This is a genomic window from Mycobacterium sp. NGS26 (assembly GCF_059813025.1).
Window position 1 is genome coordinate 20,204 of the sequence record NZ_JCALDU010000005.1, and the last position, 17,514, is coordinate 37,717.

At 69.5% G+C, this 17,514-nt stretch carries 15 protein-coding genes and 2 riboswitches; of the genes, 14 read left to right on the plus strand and 1 reads right to left on the minus strand.

The window, feature by feature from the left end:
• Positions 1-60: 60 nt before the first annotated feature.
• Both AC5Y6X_RS17100 and AC5Y6X_RS17105 read left to right on the plus strand, forming a co-directional pair.
• Positions 61-561, plus strand: coding sequence for a VOC family protein (locus AC5Y6X_RS17100; RefSeq protein ID WP_499987779.1), 501 nt, complete (start codon positions 61-63; stop codon positions 559-561).
• Positions 558-2,030: an FAD-binding protein gene (locus tag AC5Y6X_RS17105; protein ID WP_499987781.1), complete on the plus strand. Its 1,473-nt coding sequence runs from the start codon at positions 558-560 to the stop codon at positions 2,028-2,030. Before AC5Y6X_RS17100 ends, AC5Y6X_RS17105 begins: the two co-directional genes overlap by 4 nt.
• 6 nt (positions 2,031-2,036) lie before the next feature.
• On the opposite strand, the gene bacA is transcribed toward AC5Y6X_RS17105, so the two are convergent.
• Positions 2,037-3,956 (minus strand): vitamin B12 ABC transporter pemease/ATP-binding protein BacA, encoded by a 1,920-nt coding sequence (gene bacA / locus AC5Y6X_RS17110; protein WP_499988380.1) that lies wholly within the window; start codon positions 3,954-3,956, stop codon positions 2,037-2,039.
• Positions 3,957-4,026: 70 nt separating this feature from the next.
• On the opposite strand from bacA, the gene AC5Y6X_RS17115 reads away from it, so the two are divergent.
• From AC5Y6X_RS17115 to gcvP, 12 genes are all read left to right on the plus strand, one after another.
• Entirely contained in the window at positions 4,027-5,664 is a 1,638-nt protein-coding gene (locus AC5Y6X_RS17115; RefSeq protein WP_499987783.1) for an acetolactate synthase, read from the plus strand.
• A 114-nt stretch (positions 5,665-5,778) separates the two neighbouring features.
• Positions 5,779-8,112 (plus strand): accessory Sec system translocase SecA2, encoded by a 2,334-nt coding sequence (gene secA2, locus AC5Y6X_RS17120; RefSeq protein ID WP_499987785.1) that lies wholly within the window; start codon positions 5,779-5,781, stop codon positions 8,110-8,112.
• A gap of 71 nt (positions 8,113-8,183) precedes the next feature.
• The gene (locus AC5Y6X_RS17125) at positions 8,184-8,813 is read left to right on the plus strand and encodes a CDP-alcohol phosphatidyltransferase family protein (protein WP_499987787.1); all 630 of its coding nucleotides are present in this window, start codon (positions 8,184-8,186) and stop codon (positions 8,811-8,813) included.
• On the plus strand, positions 8,806-9,726 hold the full coding sequence (locus AC5Y6X_RS17130; RefSeq protein ID WP_499987789.1) for a DUF881 domain-containing protein: 921 nt from the start codon (positions 8,806-8,808) through the stop codon (positions 9,724-9,726). Before AC5Y6X_RS17125 ends, AC5Y6X_RS17130 begins: the two co-directional genes overlap by 8 nt.
• Positions 9,727-9,784: 58 nt before the next feature.
• The gene (locus tag AC5Y6X_RS17135; protein WP_067118246.1) at positions 9,785-10,117 is read left to right on the plus strand and encodes a small basic family protein; all 333 of its coding nucleotides are present in this window, start codon (positions 9,785-9,787) and stop codon (positions 10,115-10,117) included.
• A gap of 18 nt (positions 10,118-10,135) precedes the next feature.
• On the plus strand, positions 10,136-10,933 hold the full coding sequence (locus tag AC5Y6X_RS17140) for a DUF881 domain-containing protein (protein WP_499987791.1): 798 nt from the start codon (positions 10,136-10,138) through the stop codon (positions 10,931-10,933).
• Between the two features lie 36 nt (positions 10,934-10,969).
• Entirely contained in the window at positions 10,970-11,368 is a 399-nt protein-coding gene (gcvH, locus tag AC5Y6X_RS17145) for a glycine cleavage system protein GcvH (RefSeq protein WP_499987793.1), read from the plus strand.
• Between the two features lie 166 nt (positions 11,369-11,534).
• A complete protein-coding gene (gene garA, locus AC5Y6X_RS17150; RefSeq protein ID WP_324676738.1) occupies positions 11,535-12,020 on the plus strand; it encodes a glycogen accumulation regulator GarA in 486 nt (161 codons plus the stop codon).
• Positions 12,020-12,769 (plus strand): transcriptional regulator FtsR, encoded by a 750-nt coding sequence (gene ftsR / locus AC5Y6X_RS17155; RefSeq protein WP_324676740.1) that lies wholly within the window; start codon positions 12,020-12,022, stop codon positions 12,767-12,769. The genes garA and ftsR overlap by 1 nt, the downstream gene beginning before the upstream one ends.
• Positions 12,770-12,870: 101 nt before the next feature.
• Complete coding sequence (locus AC5Y6X_RS17160) at positions 12,871-13,365, plus strand: bifunctional nuclease family protein (protein ID WP_324676742.1); 495 nt, start codon at positions 12,871-12,873, stop codon at positions 13,363-13,365.
• Positions 13,366-13,657: 292 nt separating this feature from the next.
• The gene (locus AC5Y6X_RS17165) at positions 13,658-14,284 is read left to right on the plus strand and encodes a MerR family transcriptional regulator (RefSeq protein ID WP_499987796.1); all 627 of its coding nucleotides are present in this window, start codon (positions 13,658-13,660) and stop codon (positions 14,282-14,284) included.
• A 130-nt stretch (positions 14,285-14,414) separates the two neighbouring features.
• A riboswitch (glycine riboswitch) is annotated at positions 14,415-14,512 on the plus strand.
• A gap of 2 nt (positions 14,513-14,514) precedes the next feature.
• Positions 14,515-14,637, plus strand: a riboswitch (glycine riboswitch).
• 35 nt (positions 14,638-14,672) lie between these two features.
• Complete coding sequence (gene gcvP, locus AC5Y6X_RS17170; protein WP_499987797.1) at positions 14,673-17,510, plus strand: aminomethyl-transferring glycine dehydrogenase; 2,838 nt, start codon at positions 14,673-14,675, stop codon at positions 17,508-17,510.
• Positions 17,511-17,514 lie beyond the last annotated feature (4 nt).

Consider the following 17,514-nt stretch of genomic DNA (forward strand, 5'->3'; position numbering starts at 1 on the left):
ATCCGAGTTTTTCCGGCGCCGGGCGCGTGCTCGCGGCAAAGTGGGCTATCCTGCCAGTCGATGACCCTTCCCGTTCACGAGCCGACGCAGATCGCATGGGTTACCCCGGACCTGGACGTCACCGAAACGGCCCTCACCGGCCTTTTAGGCGTCCGGAAATGGGTGCGGATACCCGACGTGCACTTTGCCCCGGACACCTGCAGCTACCGTGGCGAGCCCGCCGATTTCGTCGCCGGCATCTCGCTGAGCTACCTCGGCGACATGCAGTTGGAGCTGATCGCGCCGGTGCGCGGGCGGAATATCTATAGTGACTTTCTGCGCGACTCGGGACCGGGCCTGCACCACATCTGCATCGAGGCCGACAGCCCCGAGCGATTCGACGCGGCCCTGACCGAGGCCGCCGGCCACGGCGCCGCGGTGGTGCAGCAGGGCGTGATGCCGGGCGGCATCCAGTTCGCCTACGTGTCGGCCCCGCAGGCGGGCGTCCCGTTCCTGGAGATCGCGTACATCTCGCCCGAGATGCGGGCGTTTTACGACTACATCAAACAGGAGCAGCGGTGAGCACCCAGATACCGGCAACCGTGAACGCGAACACCGTCACGTCCTGGTCGGATGACGTCGACGTGGTGGTGATCGGTTTCGGCATCGGCGGCGGCTGCGCGGCGGTGAGCGCCGCAGAGACTCTAGGCGCCGGCGCGCGGGTGCTGGTGCTCGAACGGGCCGCGGTGGCGGGTGGCACGACTTCGCTTGCGGGAGGCCACTTTTACCTCGGCGGGGGCACCGCCGTCCAGCAGGCGACCGGCCATCCCGACTCGCCGGAAGAGATGTACAAGTATCTGGTCGCGGTGTCGCGGGAGCCGGACCACGAAAAGATTCGTGCGTATTGCGACGGCAGCGTCGAGCACTTCAACTGGCTGGAGGACTTGGGATTTCAGTTCGAGCGCAGCTACTTCCCGGGCAAGGCGGTGATCCAGCCCAACACCGAGGGGCTGATGTTCACCGGCAACGAGAAGGTGTGGCCGTTTCTCGAGCAGGCGGTGCCGGCGCCCCGCGGCCACAAGGTGCCCGTGCCCGGCGACACCGGCGGCGCCGCCATGGTGATCGACCTGCTCCTCAAGCGGGCCGCGAGCCTGGGCGTGCAGGTCCGGTACGAGACCGGCGCCACGGAGCTCATCGTCGAGGGTTCGGGCGCCGACACCCGCGTGACCGGCGTGATGTGGAAGCGGTTCTCCGAAACCGGTGCGATCAGGGCGAAGTCGGTCATCATCGCCGCCGGCGGATTCGTGATGAACCCGGAGATGGTGGCCGAGTACACGCCGAAGCTGGCCGAGAAGCCGTTCGTGCTCGGCAACACCTACGACGACGGCCTGGGCATCCGATTGGGCGTGTCGGCCGGCGGCGCGACCCAGCACATGGATCAGATCTTCATCACGGCGCCGCCGTACCCGCCGTCGATCCTGCTGACCGGGATCATCGTGAACAAGCTGGGGCAGCGGTTCGTCGCCGAGGACTCCTACCATTCGCGGACTTCGGGTTTCATCATGGACCAGCCCGACAGCGCGGCGTTCCTGATCGTCGACGAGGCGCATCTGGAGCACCCCAAGATGCCGCTGGTCCCGCTGATCGACGGCTGGGAGACCGTTCCGGAAATGGAAGCAGCCCTGGGGATCCCGGAGGGCAACCTGGTCGCCACGCTGGACCGCTACAACACCTATGCCGCGCGCGGCGAGGACCCCGACTTCCACAAGCAGCCGGAATTCCTTGCGCCGCAAGACAAAGGACCCTGGGGCGCGTTCGACATGTCGCTGGGCAAGGCCATGTACGCCGGGTTCACGGTCGGCGGGCTGGCCGTGTCGGTGGACGGGCAGGTGCTGCGCGAGGACGGCACCGTGGTGCCGGGGTTGTACGCGGTCGGGGCGTGCGCGTCCAACATCGCCCAGGACGGCAAGGGCTACGCGAGCGGCACGCAGCTGGGTGAGGGCTCGTTCTTCGGTCGCCGCGCCGGGGCGCACGCGGCGCAAAACCGCTGAACACCGTCAGACGCGGGCGGGCTCCTTTTCCACCGGCTCGAGGCGCCACTGGCCGTCGCCGAGCAGCTGCAGCTCCTGTTCGTGGTGCTGCTCCACGGTGCGCCGATGGCTGACGCTGACCACGACGCAATCGGGCAGCTCGGTCCGCAGCAACTGGTAGAGCGCGAACTCGAGCCCCTCGTCGAGCGCGGAGGTGGCCTCGTCCAGGAACACCGCCTTCGGCTTGGTGAGCAGGATGCGCGCGAAGGCGACGCGCTGCTGCTCGCCCGGGGAGAGCACCTTGGCCCAGTCCTGCTCCTCGTCGAGCCGGGCATAGAAGGGGGCCAGCGCGACCTTGGTCAGCACGTCGCGCAGTTGCTCGTCGGAGACGTCGTCCGGCTCGTTCGGGTAGCACACCACCGTGCGCAACGTGCCCAGCGGCACATACGGCAACTGCGACAGGAACATCGTCGCGTTCTCGCCCTCCGGACGGCACAGCGTCCCGGATGCGTACGGCCACAGCTCGGCCAGGCTGCGCAGCAGCGTCGTCTTGCCGGCGCCGGAACGCCCGGTGATCACCAGCGCGTCACCGCTGTCCAGTTGCACGTCGAGGGAATCGATCAATTGGTCACCGGCCGGTGTCCGCACCTCGATGCCGGCGAGTTCGACGGCCGTCTCTCGACTCGGCTTGACCAGCACCGTCGGCAGCGCCCGGCCCTGCGCGTTGGCGTCGACCAGACCGTGCAACCGGATGATCGCCGCCCGGAACGCCGCGAACGCGTCGTAGTTGTTGCGGAAGAACGACAGCGAGTCGTGAATTTCGCCGAACGCGGTGGCCGTCTGGCCGACGTCGCCGAAGGCGATCTGGCCCGCGAACAGTCGCGGCGCCTGAATCACCCACGGCAACGGGACAATTGCCTGTGACATCGACCAGTTCCAGCCGTTGAAGATGATGGTCCGCCGGACGAACCTGCGGTAGTTGCCGATGATCGGCATGAAGCGCCGCCACAGCTGCCCCCGCTCCACCCGCTCGCCGCGATAGAAGCCCACCGCCTCGGCGGCGTCGCGCAGCCGCACCAGCGCGTAACGGAACGCGGCGTTGAGCTTCTCGTTGTTGAAGCTGAGCCAAATCAGCGGGCGCCCCAGCCAGAAGGCGACCACAGTCGCGATCGACACGTAGACCACGACGACCCAGAACATCGCCCGCGGCAGCGAAAAGCCGAAGATGTTCAGGTCGCCGGAGAGGTTCCACAGGATCGCCGCGAACGAAATCACCGACGCCACCGCGCGGACGGCCCCGAACAGCAAGGTGTTCTGCGTCTCGTTGGACGGGATGTTGGGGGTCGGACCCACGCCGGCGGTGAAGATGTCGACGTCCTGCTGAATACGCTGGTCCGGGTTGTCGATGGTGTCGTCGATGAACAGGTCCCGGTAGTAGGCCCTGCCATCGAGCCAGTCGTCGGTGAGGTTCCGGGTCAGCCAGACACGCCAGGCGATGATGAACCGCTGCGTCAGGTAGATGTCGATCAAGATACGGGCGATGAATATGGTTGCCAGGATGCTGAAATGCAGCAGCGACATCCAAAAGCCGTGAATGCCAGAGTTTTTCGCCTTGTCGTCGCCCGCCGCAATGCCCTCGAAGGCCGTCTGCAGCGATGAGTACAGGTCGTTGCTCTGGTAGCTCAACAGGACGGACAGGCGCACGGTGAGAAGTACCAACAGCAGCAGCACGCCCAGCAGCAGCCAGACCCGGACCGCGTGCGGACCGACGAAGTAGCCCCGGGTGATCCGCCAATACTGGCGGCCCCAGACCGTGAGATAGCGGATCAGGACCAGCACGACGAGCAGGCACACGGCACTGATCGCCCAGGCTTCGCCCAGCCACCGCAAGGAGTCGGGGAGCGCGGCGGACCAATTGATGGATTCCTTGAACGGCTTGGGGCCCAACTTCAACGCCTCCTTCTAGGCGGACACTTCCCCGCGAAATTACCCGAGAGAGTATGGATAGGCTGCCTGGATGAGCATCGAGGCTCCGTCCAGCCAGACCGTGCACGCCGGCCGGCTCATCGCGCGCCGGCTCAAGGCCAGCGGAATCGACACCGTCTTCACGCTGTCCGGCGGCCACCTGTTCTCCATCTACGACGGCTGCCGCGACGAGGGCATCCGGCTGATCGACACCCGCCACGAGCAGACGGCCACCTTCGCCGCCGAGGGCTGGTCGAAGGTGACCCGGGTGCCGGGTGTGGCCGCGCTGACCGCCGGGCCCGGAGTCACCAACGGGATGAGCGCGATGGCGGCCGCGCAGCAGAACCAGTCGCCGCTGGTGGTGCTCGGCGGCCGGGCGCCCGCGCAACGCTGGGGCATGGGCTCGCTGCAGGAGATCGACCACGTGCCGTTCGTCGCGCCGCTGGCCCGCTTCGCGGCCACCGCCCAGTCGGCCGAGGACGCCGGCCGGCTCGTCGACGACGCCCTGCGCGCGGCGGTGCGCGCCCCGTCCGGCGTGGGATTCGTCGACTTCCCAATGGACCACGTGTTTTCCGTGTCCGAGGACCCGGGCCGCCCCGGCGCGCTCGGCGACGTCCCGCCGGGCGGCGCACCCGACGCCACGGCCCGGGACCGCGCGGCGGGCCTGCTCGCCGGGGCGCAGCGGCCGGTGATCATGGCGGGCACCAACGTCTGGTGGGGACACGCCGAGGCGGCGCTGCTGCGCCTTGCCGAGGAGCGGCAGATCCCGGTGCTGATGAACGGAATGGCCCGCGGCGCGGTGCCCGCCGACCACCCGCTGGCGTTCTCGCGGGTCCGGGCGAAGGCGCTGGGCGAGGCCGACGTGGCGCTGGTGGTCGGGGTGCCGATGGACTTCCGGCTGGGGTTCGGCAAGGTCTTCGGGCCGCAGACCCAGCTGGCCGTCGCCGATCGCGTCGAGCCGTCCCGCGAACACCCGCGGCCCGTCGCGGCCGGTCTGTACGGCGACCTGACGTCGATCCTGTCGGCGCTGGCCGGGCCGGGGGAGCATCGCGGTTGGATCGGCGAGCTGCGCGCGGCCGAGGCCGCGGCCCGCGGCTCCGAGGCCGCCGAGCTCGGCGACGAGCGGGTCCCACTGCACCCGATGCGGGTCTACGCCGAGCTGGCGCCGCTGCTGGACCGCGACGCCATCGTGGTGATCGACGCCGGCGACTTCGGGTCGTATGCCGGCCGCGTCATCGACAGCTATCTGCCGGGCTGCTGGCTGGACAGCGGCCCCTTCGGCTGCCTGGGCTCCGGCCCCGGCTACGCGCTGGCCGCCAAGCTGGCCCACCCGGGCCGACAGGTCGTGCTGCTGCAGGGCGACGGCGCGTTCGGCTTCAGCGGCATGGAGTGGGACACGCTGGTCCGGCACAACGTGCCGGTGGTGTCGGTGATCGGCAACAACGGGATCTGGGCGCTCGAAAAGCACCCGATGGAGGCGATTTACGGCTACTCGGTGGTCGCGGAGTTGCGTCCGGGCACACGCTACGACGAGGTGGTGCGCGCCCTGGGTGGCCACGGTGAGCTGGTGTCCGCGCCCACCGAGCTGCGGCCCGCGCTGGAGCGCGCCTTCGCCAGTGGCCTGCCCGCCGTCGTCAACGTGCTCACCGACCCGAGCATCGCCTACCCACGCCGGTCCAACCTCGCCTAGGACACCCGCCCTTTGCCGTGAGCGTGCGCAGTTGTACGCCGCCTGAATCCAAGCGGCTTGTCGTGTGCAAACGCGCACGCTCGCCGTGGTGGGAAGGTCGCGTACCGTTGACCTGTGCCAAAGACCACCCGCGCCGAACCCGGGCGCCTGAGCAGCCGATTCTGGCGACTGCTGGGCGCCAGCACCGAAAAGAACCGCAACCGTTCGCTCACCCAGGTGGGCGCCTCGTCGGACTACGACGACGAAGCCGCCGGCCTCACCGACGAGCAACTGCGCAAGGCGGCGGGGCTGCTCAACCTCGACGATCTCGCCGAGTCCGACGACATCGCGCAGTTCCTGGCGATCGCCCGGGAGGCCGCCGAACGGTCAACGGGGTTGCGGCCCTTTGATGTTCAGCTGCTCGGCGCGCTGCGCATGCTCGACGGCGACGTGATCGAGATGGCCACCGGCGAGGGAAAGACGCTGGCCGGCGCGATCGCGGCCGCGGGCTACGCGCTGGCGGGCCGGCACGTGCACGTGGTCACCATCAACGACTACCTGGCCCGCCGCGACGCCGAGTGGATGGGCCCGCTGCTTCAGGCCATGGGCCTGACGGTCGGCTGGATCACCGCGGAGTCGACGAGCGAGGAGCGCAGGGCGGCCTACGACTGCGACGTCACCTACGCATCGGTCAACGAGATCGGCTTCGACGTGCTGCGCGACCAGCTGGTGACCGACGTCACCGACCTGGTGTCGCCCAATCCCGATGTGGCCCTTATCGACGAGGCCGACTCCGTGCTGGTCGACGAGGCGCTGGTGCCGCTGGTGCTGGCCGGCACGACGCACCGCGAGACGCCGCGGCTGGAGATCATCAAGCTGGTCGGCGAGCTGCAAGCCGGCACCGACTACGACACCGACGCCGACAGCCGCAACGTGCACCTGACCGACGTCGGCGCCCGCAAGGTGGAAAAGGCACTCGGCGGCATCGACCTGTACTCCGAGGAACACGTCGGGACCACGCTGACCGAGGTCAACGTGGCGCTGCACGCCCACGTGCTGCTGCACCGCGACGTGCACTACATCGTCCGGGACGACGCCGTGCACCTGATCAACGCCTCGCGCGGCCGCATCGCGCAGCTGCAGCGCTGGCCCGACGGCCTGCAGGCCGCCGTCGAGGCCAAGGAGGGCATCGAGACCACCGAGACGGGCGAGGTGCTCGACACCATCACGGTGCAGGCGCTGATCAACCGGTACGCCACCGTGTGCGGCATGACCGGCACCGCGCTGGCCGCCGGGGAGCAGCTGCGCCAGTTCTACAAGCTCGGCGTCTCCCCGATCCCGCCGAACACCCCCAACATTCGCGAGGACGAGCCCGACCGCGTCTACATCACCGCCGCGGCCAAGAACGACGCGATCGTCGAGCACATCGCCGAGGTGCACGAGACCGGGCAGCCGATGCTCGTCGGCACCCGCGACGTCGCCGAATCCGAGGAGCTGCACGAGCGGCTGCTGCGCCGCGGCGTGCCCGCGGTGGTGCTCAACGCGAAGAACGACGCCGAGGAGGCACAGGTGATCGCCGAGGCCGGCAAGTTCGGGTCCGTCACGGTGTCCACGCAGATGGCCGGCCGCGGCACCGACATCCGGCTCGGCGGATCCGACGAGGCCGACCACGACAGGGTCGCCGAACTGGGCGGGCTGCACGTGGTCGGCACCGGCCGGCATCACACCGAGCGGCTGGACAACCAGCTGCGCGGCCGGGCCGGACGCCAGGGCGACCCCGGGTCGTCGGTGTTCTTCTCCAGCTGGGAGGACGACGTCGTCGTCGCCAACCTCGAGCGCAACAAGTTGCCGATGCAGACCGACCCGGACAAGGGCGACGGCCGCATCGTCAGCCCCAAGGCGGCGGGCCTGCTCGACCACGCCCAGCGCGTCGCCGAGGGCCGGATGCTCGACGTCCACGCGAACACCTGGCGCTACAACCAGCTGATCGCCCAGCAGCGCGCCATCATCGTCGACCGGCGAAACACGTTGCTGCGCACCGCAACCGCGCGCGAGGAACTCGCCGAGCTGGCACCGAAACGGTACAAGGAGCTGGCCGAGCACGTCTCGGAGGAACGGCTCGAGACGATCTGCCGGCTGATCATGCTCTATCACCTCGACCGCGGCTGGGCCGACCATCTGGCCTACCTCGCCGACATCCGGGAGAGCATCCACCTGCGCGCGCTGGGCCGGCAAAACCCGCTGGACGAGTTCCACCGGTTGGCCGTCGACGCGTTCGCCTCGCTGGCCGCCGACGCGATTGAGGCGGCGCAGCAGACGTTCGAGACCGCGAACGTGCTCGAGGAGGAGCCGGGGCTGGATCTGTCCAAGCTGGCGCGGCCGACGTCGACGTGGACCTACATGGTCAACGACAACCCGCTGTCGGACGACACGCTGTCCACGCTGAGCCTGCCCGGGGTGTTCCGCTAGCGGCGATCGCAAGCGCGGCGCCGCCGGTCCGCGCTGCGGGCCGGCCGGCTCCCGCGTTAAGGTCACGGCTCATGGAGCAGGTGCCTCCGCCCAACCGGGTGCTGACCGTGCCCAACGCGCTGAGCGGCATCCGCCTGGCGCTGATCCCGGTGTTCGTCTACGCCCTGCTGTTCGCGCACGCCAACGGCTGGGCCGTGGCGATCCTGATGTTCAGCGGCGCCTCCGACTGGGCCGACGGCAAGATCGCCCGGATGCTGAACCAGTCGTCGCGGCTGGGCGTCCTGCTGGACCCGGCGGTCGATCGCCTCTACATGGTCACCGTGCCCGTCGTCATGGCGCTCGACAAGGTGCTGCCGTGGTGGTTCGTCGTCACGCTGCTGGTGCGCGACGGGCTGCTGGCCGCGACGCTGCCCCTGCTGCGCAGCCGCGGGCTGTCGGCGCTGCCGGTGACATACGTCGGCAAGGCGGCCACCTTCGCGCTGATGGCCGGCTTCCCGCTGGTCCTGCTCGGCACCTGGGATGCGTTGTGGAGCAGGGTGATCGGCGCCTGCGGCTGGGGATTCTTGATCTGGGGCCTCTACGCCTACCTGTGGGCGTTCGTGCTGTACGCGGTGCAGATGGTGCTGGTCGTTCGCCGGATGCCCAGGCTCGGGCAACGCCGCCGCCAGCCCGTGGCCCGCAAGGCGGGCGAGCATGGCTGAACCCGACCGCCTGCTCGGCGGCTACGACCCCAACGCCGGGCGCAGCGCGCACGCGACGCGGCCGACGCTGATCCCGGTGCCGTCGCTGCTGCGCGCCCTGCTGTCCGAACACCTGGACCCCGGTTACGCCGCGGCGGCCGAAAAACGTCGCGGCGCCGAATCGCCCCGGACCGCGCGGGCGCGCGCCGCCGGCTGGCTGTGGCAGGCCCTGGCGGCGCTGCTGGTCGCCACGGTGTTCGCCGCCGCGGTCGCCCAGGCCCGCTCGGTCGAGCCCGGCGTGCGCTCGGCCCAGCAACTGCTGGTGCGAAGCGTCCGGTCGACCGAGGACACCGACGCCAGGTTGGCCCAGCGGCGCGGCGCGCTGTCGGCCCGGGTCGACGACGTGCAGCGGCACGCGCTGGCGGACAACGCGGAGGGGCGACGGTTGCTGGGCCGGCTCGACGCGCTCGGCCTGGCCGCGGCCAGCACGCCGGTCATCGGCCCCGGCCTGACCGTGACGGTGACCGAGCCGGGCGCCGGCCCGAACCTTTCCGACGTGTCCAAGCAGCGGGTGAACGGCAGCAGGCAGATCATCCTGGACCGGGACCTGCAGCTCGTCGTCAACTCGTTGTGGGCCAGCGGGGCCGAAGCGATTTCGGTGGGCGGCGTGCGGATCGGGCCGAACGTGACGATCCGGCAGGCCGGGGGAGCGATCCTGATCGACAACAACCCCACCGGCAGCCCGTACACGATCCTCGCGATAGGGCCGCCGCACTCGATGCGGGACGTCTTCGATGCCAGTCCGGGGCTGCAGCGCCTTAGGCTGCTGGAGGTCTCCTACGGCGTCGGCGTCACCGTCAACGTCTCCGACGGTCTTTCGCTGCCGGCCGGATCGGTCCGGGAAGTCAAGTTCGCCAAACAGATTGGGCCCTAGTGAGAAAAGTTCGGTTACGACAGGTCGCCCTGGGACGGGCGCGGACGGGAACCCGCGCATGATCGGCATCGCGGCGCTGGCGGTCGGCATCGTGCTCGGGCTGGTTTTCCATCCCGCCGTGCCCGAGGTCGTCCAGCCGTATCTGCCCATCGCGGTGGTCGCCGCGCTCGACGCGGTGTTCGGCGGGCTGCGCGCCTACCTCGAGCGGATCTTCGATCCGAAGGTGTTCGTGGTTTCGTTCGTGTTCAACGTCTTCGTGGCCGCCCTGATCGTCTACGTCGGCGATCAGCTGGGTGTCGGCACGCAGTTGTCCACCGCGATCATCGTCGTGCTGGGCATCCGCATCTTCGGCAACGCGGCCGCGCTCCGGCGACGGCTGTTCGGGGCATGACCCGGGGATGAGGTCAGCGTGAGCCAGGATCCGACAGACCGGGACCCGACAAAAGACGGCCCGCGGGGCCGCCACGAATTGCCGGCCGACCGTCCCCGCCCCGGGAACGGGCTGCTGCGGGGCGGTCGCTCCCGGCTGCTTTTCGGGGCGCTGGCCGTCGTCTTGTGCCTGGTGTTGGGGCTCGCCATCGTCACCCAGGTCCGCCAGACCAAGTCGGGTGACTCGCTGGACACGGCCCGCCCCGCGGACCTGCTGGTGCTGCTGGACTCGTTGCGGCAGCGCGAGGCCACGCTCAACACCGAGGTCAACGACCTGCAGAACACGCTCAACCAGCTGCAGGCGTCCGGCAACACCGACCAGGCCGCCATCCAGAGCGCCCAGGCCCGGCTGGCCGCGCTGTCCATCCTGGTCGGCGCCGTCGGCGCGACCGGGCCCGGCGTCACCGTCACCATCGACGACCCTGGCCCCGGAGTGTCACCCGAGGTGATGCTCGACGTGATCAACGAGCTGCGCGCCGCCGGCGCCGAGGCGATCGAGACCAACGACACCCGCCAGTCTGTGCGGGTCGGCGGCGACACCTGGGTCGTGGGCACGCCGGGCTCGCTGACCGTCGACAACAAGACGCTGTCGCCGCCGTATTCGATTCTGGCGATTGGCGATCCGCCCACCCTGGCCGCCGCGATGAACATCCCGGGCGGCGCGCAGGACAGCATCAAGCGGGTGGGTGCGCGGATGTCGGTGCAGCAGGCCGACCGGGTGGACGTGACCACCTTGCGACAACCAAAACCGCACCAATACGCTCAGCCCGTCAAGTGAACTTGCCATGCTAGAGCCGAGCAGAACAGGAACATCGTGAGCGACATCCCGCCCGACCTGCACTACACCGCCGAGCACGAGTGGGTTCGCCGCAGCGGGGAGCACACCGCGCGGATCGGGATCACCGACTTCGCGCAGTCGGCGCTCGGCGATGTCGTCTTCGTTCAGCTTCCCGACGTGGGCACCGTGCTGACCGCGGGCGAATCGTTCGGCGAGGTGGAATCGACGAAGTCGGTGTCGGACCTGTACGCGCCGGTGTCGGGCACGGTGTCCGCCGTCAACGGCGATCTGGACGGCAGTCCGCAACTGGTCAACTCCGACCCGTACGGCGCCGGCTGGCTGGTGGACGTCCGTGTTTCGGATGCCGCCGGGCTGGATTCGGCCATCGCGGATCTGCTTGACGCCGAGGCCTACCGCGGCACACTGACCGAATGACGATTGCTAATGTCCCTGCAGCCTGTCGATCCGCGCAGTGGTGGGGACATCGCCGACCGGTGCGCGGTACGGTCAACAGATCAGAATGTGAAGGCAGAGCACCCAGTGGGAAGCCGGCCGAGCGGCCCGGTCAGACAACGCCACAGCGGCCAGTGAGGAGCAGCGCGTGACGGACAAGGACTCAGGAAAACAGGACGACCAGAACGCTGACGAAGTCACGGTGGAGACGACCTCTGTCTTCCGGGCCGACTTCCTCAACGAGCTGGACGCTCCGGCGCAGGCGGGAGCCGAGAGCGCGGTATCCGGGGTCGAAGGGCTGCCCGCGGGCTCGGCCCTACTGGTCGTCAAACGGGGGCCGAACGCCGGCTCACGCTTCCTGCTCGACCAGGCCATCACGTCCGCCGGCCGGCACCCGGACAGCGACATCTTCCTCGACGACGTCACCGTGAGCCGTCGCCACGCCGAATTCCGGTTGGAAGGCAACGACTTCCACGTCGTCGATGTTGGTAGCCTCAACGGCACCTACGTCAACCGGGAGCCGGTGGACTCGGCGGTGCTGGCGAACGGCGACGAGGTGCAGATCGGCAAGTTCCGCCTGGTGTTCTTGACCGGGCCGAAGCAGGGTGACGACGAGGGAGGATCTTCAGGCTAGTGAGCGCGCCCGATAGCCCGGCGCTGGCCGGGATGTCGATCGGGGCGGTCCTCGAACTGCTGAGGCCGGATTTCCCCGATGTCACGATCTCCAAGATTCGTTTCCTGGAGGCCGAGGGACTGGTGACGCCGCAGCGCGCTGCCTCGGGCTACCGCAGGTTCACCGCATACGACTGCGCCCGGCTGCGCTTCATCCTGACCGCGCAGCGCGACCACTACCTGCCGCTGAAGGTGATCCGGGCGCAGCTGGACGCCCAACCGGACGGCGAACTGCCGCCGGTCGGATCGCCTTACGGCGTACCGCGATTGGTGTCCGTCGCGGGTGGCGATCGCGCCGCCGTCGGGCCCGGATCCGATCCGGCCGCGGTGGCGCCCACCCGGGTTCGGCTGAGCCGCGAGGATCTCCTGGAACGCTCCGGCGTGGACGACGACCTGCTCACCGCGCTGCTCAAGGCGGGGGTCATCACCACCGGTCCCGGCGGGCTGTTCGACGAACACGCGGTGGTGATTCTGCAGTGCGCGCGGGCCCTGGCCGACTACGGCGTCGAGCCGCGGCACCTGCGCGCCTTCCGCTCGGCGGCCGACCGGCAGTCGGACCTGATCGCCCAAATTGCCGGGCCGGTAGTCAAAGCCGGCAAGGCCGGGGCGCTGGATCGCGCCGACGACCTGGCGCGTGAGGTCGCGGCACTGGCCATCACTTTGCATACCTCGTTGATCAAGTCTGCCGTTCGCGACGTTCTGCATCGCTGAGGACTAGACTTTCGTTCGTTAGATTGGTGTTCGGCGGCATGGTGTTGCACCGCGTCGTCACGCCGAGTGTGAGTCGCGGCATGTGCGGAGGGCAGACACAGATGGGTGAAGTTCGTGTTGTCGGCATTCGCGTGGAGCAGCCGCAGAACCAGCCGGTGCTGTTGCTGCGCGAGGCCGACGGTGACCGCTACTTGCCGATCTGGATCGGTCAGTCCGAGGCCGCCGCGATCGCGCTCGAGCAACAAGGCGTCGAGCCGCCGCGGCCGTTGACGCACGACCTGATCAGGGATCTCATTGCCGCGCTTGGGCATTCGCTGAAGGAGGTGCGGATCGTCGACCTGCAGGAGGGCACCTTCTACGCTGACCTGGTCTTCGACCGCAACATCACGGTGTCGGCGCGTCCGTCGGACTCGGTGGCGATCGCCCTGCGGGTCGGCGTCCCGATCTACGTCGAGGAGGCCGTCCTCGCCCAGGCCGGCCTGCTGATCCCCGACGAGAGCGACGAGGAATCCAACACCGCCGTCCGGGAGGACGAGGTGGAGAAATTCAAAGAATTTCTCGACAGCGTGTCCCCCGACGATTTCAAGGCCACCTGACCCGGGCAAGCTGGGAATTCGCAGGCCGGCGGGCCGGTCGCGGCGTGGCGTGCACGACGACCAGGGTGGACACCGACATCACGGATGCGTCTCATCTGGGCCCGCGATCTCGACACGCCTGGCGGATAGTCCCCCGACTTACCCCCGCGGCGGCCATACTTTGAGGACGACTAAGGCGCGGCAGCTATCGAAAAGCGTAAGCTCTCTAGCACTCGGGCCTGAGCAAACATGGCTGCGGACGCAGTCGATGCCGCAGCTACAACGAGAGCGCGATCGGCGAGAGGAACCCACCGTGAGCGAGCAGCCACGTCAAGAGCAGCTGGACCTAGCTGACCACGCGGACGCCACGACCGACCCCGGCGTCACCGCGCCGAGCGCGCCCGTGCAGCCCGGGCTGTTCCCCGACGACTCCGTGCCCGACGAGCTGGTCGGCTACCGCGGGCCGAGCGCGTGCCAGATCGCCGGGATCACCTACCGCCAGCTGGACTACTGGGCCCGCACGTCGCTGGTGGTCCCGTCGATCCGCAGCGCGGCGGGCTCGGGCAGCCAGCGGCTCTACTCGTTCAAGGACATCCTGGTCCTCAAGATCGTCAAACGCCTGCTCGACACCGGGATCTCGCTGCACAACATCCGCGTCGCCGTCGACCATCTGCGCCAGCGCGGCGTGCAGGACCTGGCGAACATCACCCTGTTCTCCGACGGCACCACGGTTTACGAGTGCACGTCGGCCGAAGAGGTCGTCGACCTGCTGCAGGGCGGGCAGGGCGTGTTCGGCATCGCGGTGTCCGGCGCGATGCGCGAGCTGACCGGCGTGATCGCCGACTTCCCCGGCGAGCGGGCCGACGGCGGCGAGTCGATCGACGCCCCGGAGGACGAGCTGGCGTCCCGGCGCAAGCATCGCGACCGCAAGATCGGCTAGCACCCGCGGCCCTCTTCGGCCCCTCTCGTCCGCGCGAGGGCGCTCATTTGTACACGATTTACGGCGTGTCGCCGTACATATGCGGACGCTCGCGGGCCATTTGGGGCGACGGGTAAACTGGTCGCCGCATCGCCCTCGTGCGGGAGAGTTCCGTGATCGCCAGTCACGGACGCCGAAGGAGCAATACCTCTCCGTCAACCTCTCAGGCACCCGGACCGCGCAAGACAACGATGCCTCTGGAAAGTGGTGCGACCGGCAGCGGACGCACCCGCCGATGGGGAAAGGCGCCGCCGAAAGCACCGGCGCCGAATCTCTCAGGCACCCGGCGACTGGGTGAAGACAGAGGGAGAGGGCCACCCGTCCCTCTGGCCCCATCAGGAGTTCGCCAGTGTCCGACCAGTCATTTGCAGCCCGGCACATCGGCCCGGACGGCCCGGCCGTCGCGGCCATGCTCGCCGTCATCGGTGTCGACTCGCTCGACGAGCTGGCGGCCAAGGCGGTCCCGTCCGGCATCCTCGACAAGCGGCCCGACGGCGCCGCCGCGCCGGGCCTGGACGCGTTGCCGCCGGCCGCCAGCGAGGTCGAGGCGCTCACCGAGCTGCGCGCCCTGGCCGACGCCAACACCGTGGCCGTCTCGATGATCGGGCAGGGCTACTACGACACGCTCACCCCGCCGGTGCTGGTGCGCAACATCCTGGAGAACCCGGCCTGGTACACCGCCTACACGCCGTATCAGCCCGAGATCAGCCAGGGCCGGCTTGAGGCGCTGCTGAACTTCCAGACCATGGTGGCCGACCTCACCGGCCTCGAGGTCGCCAACGCGTCGCTGCTCGACGAGGGCACCGCAGCCGCCGAGGCCATGACGCTGATGCACCGGGCGTCGCGGGGCTCCGCCAACCGGCTGGCGGTGGACACCGACGTGTTCGCCCAGACCGCCGCGGTGCTGGCCACCCGCGCCGAGCCGTTGGGCATCGAGATCGTGACCGCCGACCTGCGTGACGGCCTGCCCGACGGCGAGTTCTTCGGTGTCGTCGCCCAGCTGCCCGGCGCCAGCGGCCGGATCACGGACTGGTCGGCCTTGGTGTCCCAGGCCCATGACCGGGGTGCGCTGGTCGCCGTCGGCGCCGACCTGTTGGCCCTGACACTGATCACGCCACCCGGCGAGATCGGTGCCGACGTCGCGTTCGGCACCACCCAAAGGTTCGGTGTGCCAATGGGATTCGGCGGTCCGCACGCCGGGTACCTGGCGGTGCACGCTAACCATGCCCGCCAGCTGCCGGGCCGGCTGGTCGGGGTGTCGGTGGATGCCGACGGATCGCCGGCCTACCGGCTGGCGCTGCAAACCCGCGAGCAGCACATCCGCCGCGACAAGGCGACCAGCAACATCTGCACCGCGCAGGTGCTGCTGGCGGTGATGGCCGCCATGTACGCCAGCTACCACGGCGCCGACGGCCTGACCGCGATCGCCCGCCGGGTGCACGCCCACGCCGAGGCGATCGCCGCGGCGTTGGGCTCGGCGGCCGACACAGCGCTGGTGCACGAGAAGTTCTTCGACACCGTGTTGGCGCGCGTCCCGGGCCGTGCGGCGCAGATCCAGGCGGCCGCCAAGGAGCGCGGTATCAACGTGTGGCGGGTCGACGACGACCACATCTCGGTGTCCTGCGACGAGGCCACCACCGACGAGCATGTGGCCGCGGTGCTCGACGCGTTCGGAGTTTCAGCGGCCGCCGAGCCGGCGTGCGCCGGCATCGTGAACCGCACGTCGGAGTTTCTGACACATCCCGCGTTCACGCAGTACCGCACCGAGACGGCGATGATGCGCTACCTGCGGACGCTGGCCGACAAGGATATCGCCTTGGACCGCAGCATGATTCCGCTCGGGTCGTGCACGATGAAACTCAACGCCGCCGCCGAGATGGAGCCGATCACCTGGCCCGAGTTCGCGCGCCTGCACCCGTTCGCCCCCGCCTCCGACAGCGCCGGGCTGCGCCGCCTGATCGCCGACCTGGAGGGCTGGCTGGTGGCCATCACCGGCTACGACGCGGTCTCGCTGCAACCGAACGCCGGCTCGCAGGGCGAGTACGCCGGCCTGCTGGCGATCCACGACTACCACGCCAGCCGCGGCGAACCGCACCGCGACGTCTGCCTGATCCCGGCCAGCGCGCACGGCACCAACGCGGCGTCGGCCGCGCTGGCCGGGCTGCGGGTGGCGGTCGTGGCCTGCCGGGACAACGGCGACGTCGACCTCGACGACCTGCGCGCCAAGGTGGCCGAGCACTCCGACCGGCTGGCGGCGCTGATGATCACCTACCCGTCGACGCACGGCGTGTACGAACACGACATCGCCGAGATCTGCGCGGCCACCCACGACGCCGGCGGCCAGGTCTACATCGACGGCGCCAACCTCAACGCGCTCGTCGGGCTGGCCCGGCCCGGGAAGTTCGGCGGCGACGTCAGCCACCTGAACCTGCACAAGACGTTCTGCATACCGCACGGCGGGGGCGGGCCCGGCGTCGGTCCGGTCGCCGCGCGCGCGCACCTGGCCCCGTACCTGCCCGGTCACCCCTACGCCCCGGAGCTGCCCGGCGGCCGGCCGGTGTCGTCGGCGCCCTACGGGTCCGCCTCGATCCTGCCGATCACCTGGGCCTACATCCGGATGATGGGCGCCGACGGGTTGCGGGCGGCGTCGCTCACCGCGATCGCGTCGGCCAACTACATCGCCCGCCGCCTCGACGAGTACTTCCCGGTGCTCTACACCGGCGAGAACGGCATGGTCGCCCACGAGTGCATCCTGGACCTGCGCGGCATCACCAAGTCGACCGGCGTGACCGTCGACGACGTCGCAAAACGGTTGGCGGACTACGGTTTTCACGCACCCACCATGAGCTTCCCGGTGGCCGGCACGCTGATGGTGGAGCCCACCGAGAGCGAGAGCCTGACCGAGGTCGACGCCTTCTGCGAGGCGATGATCGCCATCCGCGGCGAGATCGAGAAGGTGGCGGCCCGGCACTGGCCTGTTGATGACAACCCGCTGCGGGGGGCGCCGCACACCGCCGAGTGCCTGGCGGTGTCCGACTGGGATCACCCGTACACCCGCGAACAGGCGGCCTATCCGCTGGGCAAGGCGTTCCGGCCCAAGGTGTGGCCGCCGGTGCGCCGCATCGACAGCGCCTACGGCGACCGCAACCTGGTCTGTTCCTGCCCGCCGGTGGAGGCCTTCGCCTAGGGCG

What these genes read in the sequence shown, in the direction of transcription:
- AC5Y6X_RS17100 (WP_499987779.1), top strand. Translation starts at nt 61, where the DNA reads ATGACCCTTCCCGTTCACGAGCCGACGCAGATCGCATGGGTTACCCCG.
- AC5Y6X_RS17115 (WP_499987783.1), top strand. Translation starts at nt 4,027, where the DNA reads ATGAGCATCGAGGCTCCGTCCAGCCAGACCGTGCACGCCGGCCGGCTC.
- AC5Y6X_RS17125 (WP_499987787.1), top strand. Translation starts at nt 8,184, where the DNA reads ATGGAGCAGGTGCCTCCGCCCAACCGGGTGCTGACCGTGCCCAACGCG.
- AC5Y6X_RS17130 (WP_499987789.1), top strand. Translation starts at nt 8,806, where the DNA reads ATGGCTGAACCCGACCGCCTGCTCGGCGGCTACGACCCCAACGCCGGG.
- AC5Y6X_RS17135 (WP_067118246.1), top strand. Translation starts at nt 9,785, where the DNA reads ATGATCGGCATCGCGGCGCTGGCGGTCGGCATCGTGCTCGGGCTGGTT.
- AC5Y6X_RS17160 (WP_324676742.1), top strand. Translation starts at nt 12,871, where the DNA reads ATGGGTGAAGTTCGTGTTGTCGGCATTCGCGTGGAGCAGCCGCAGAAC.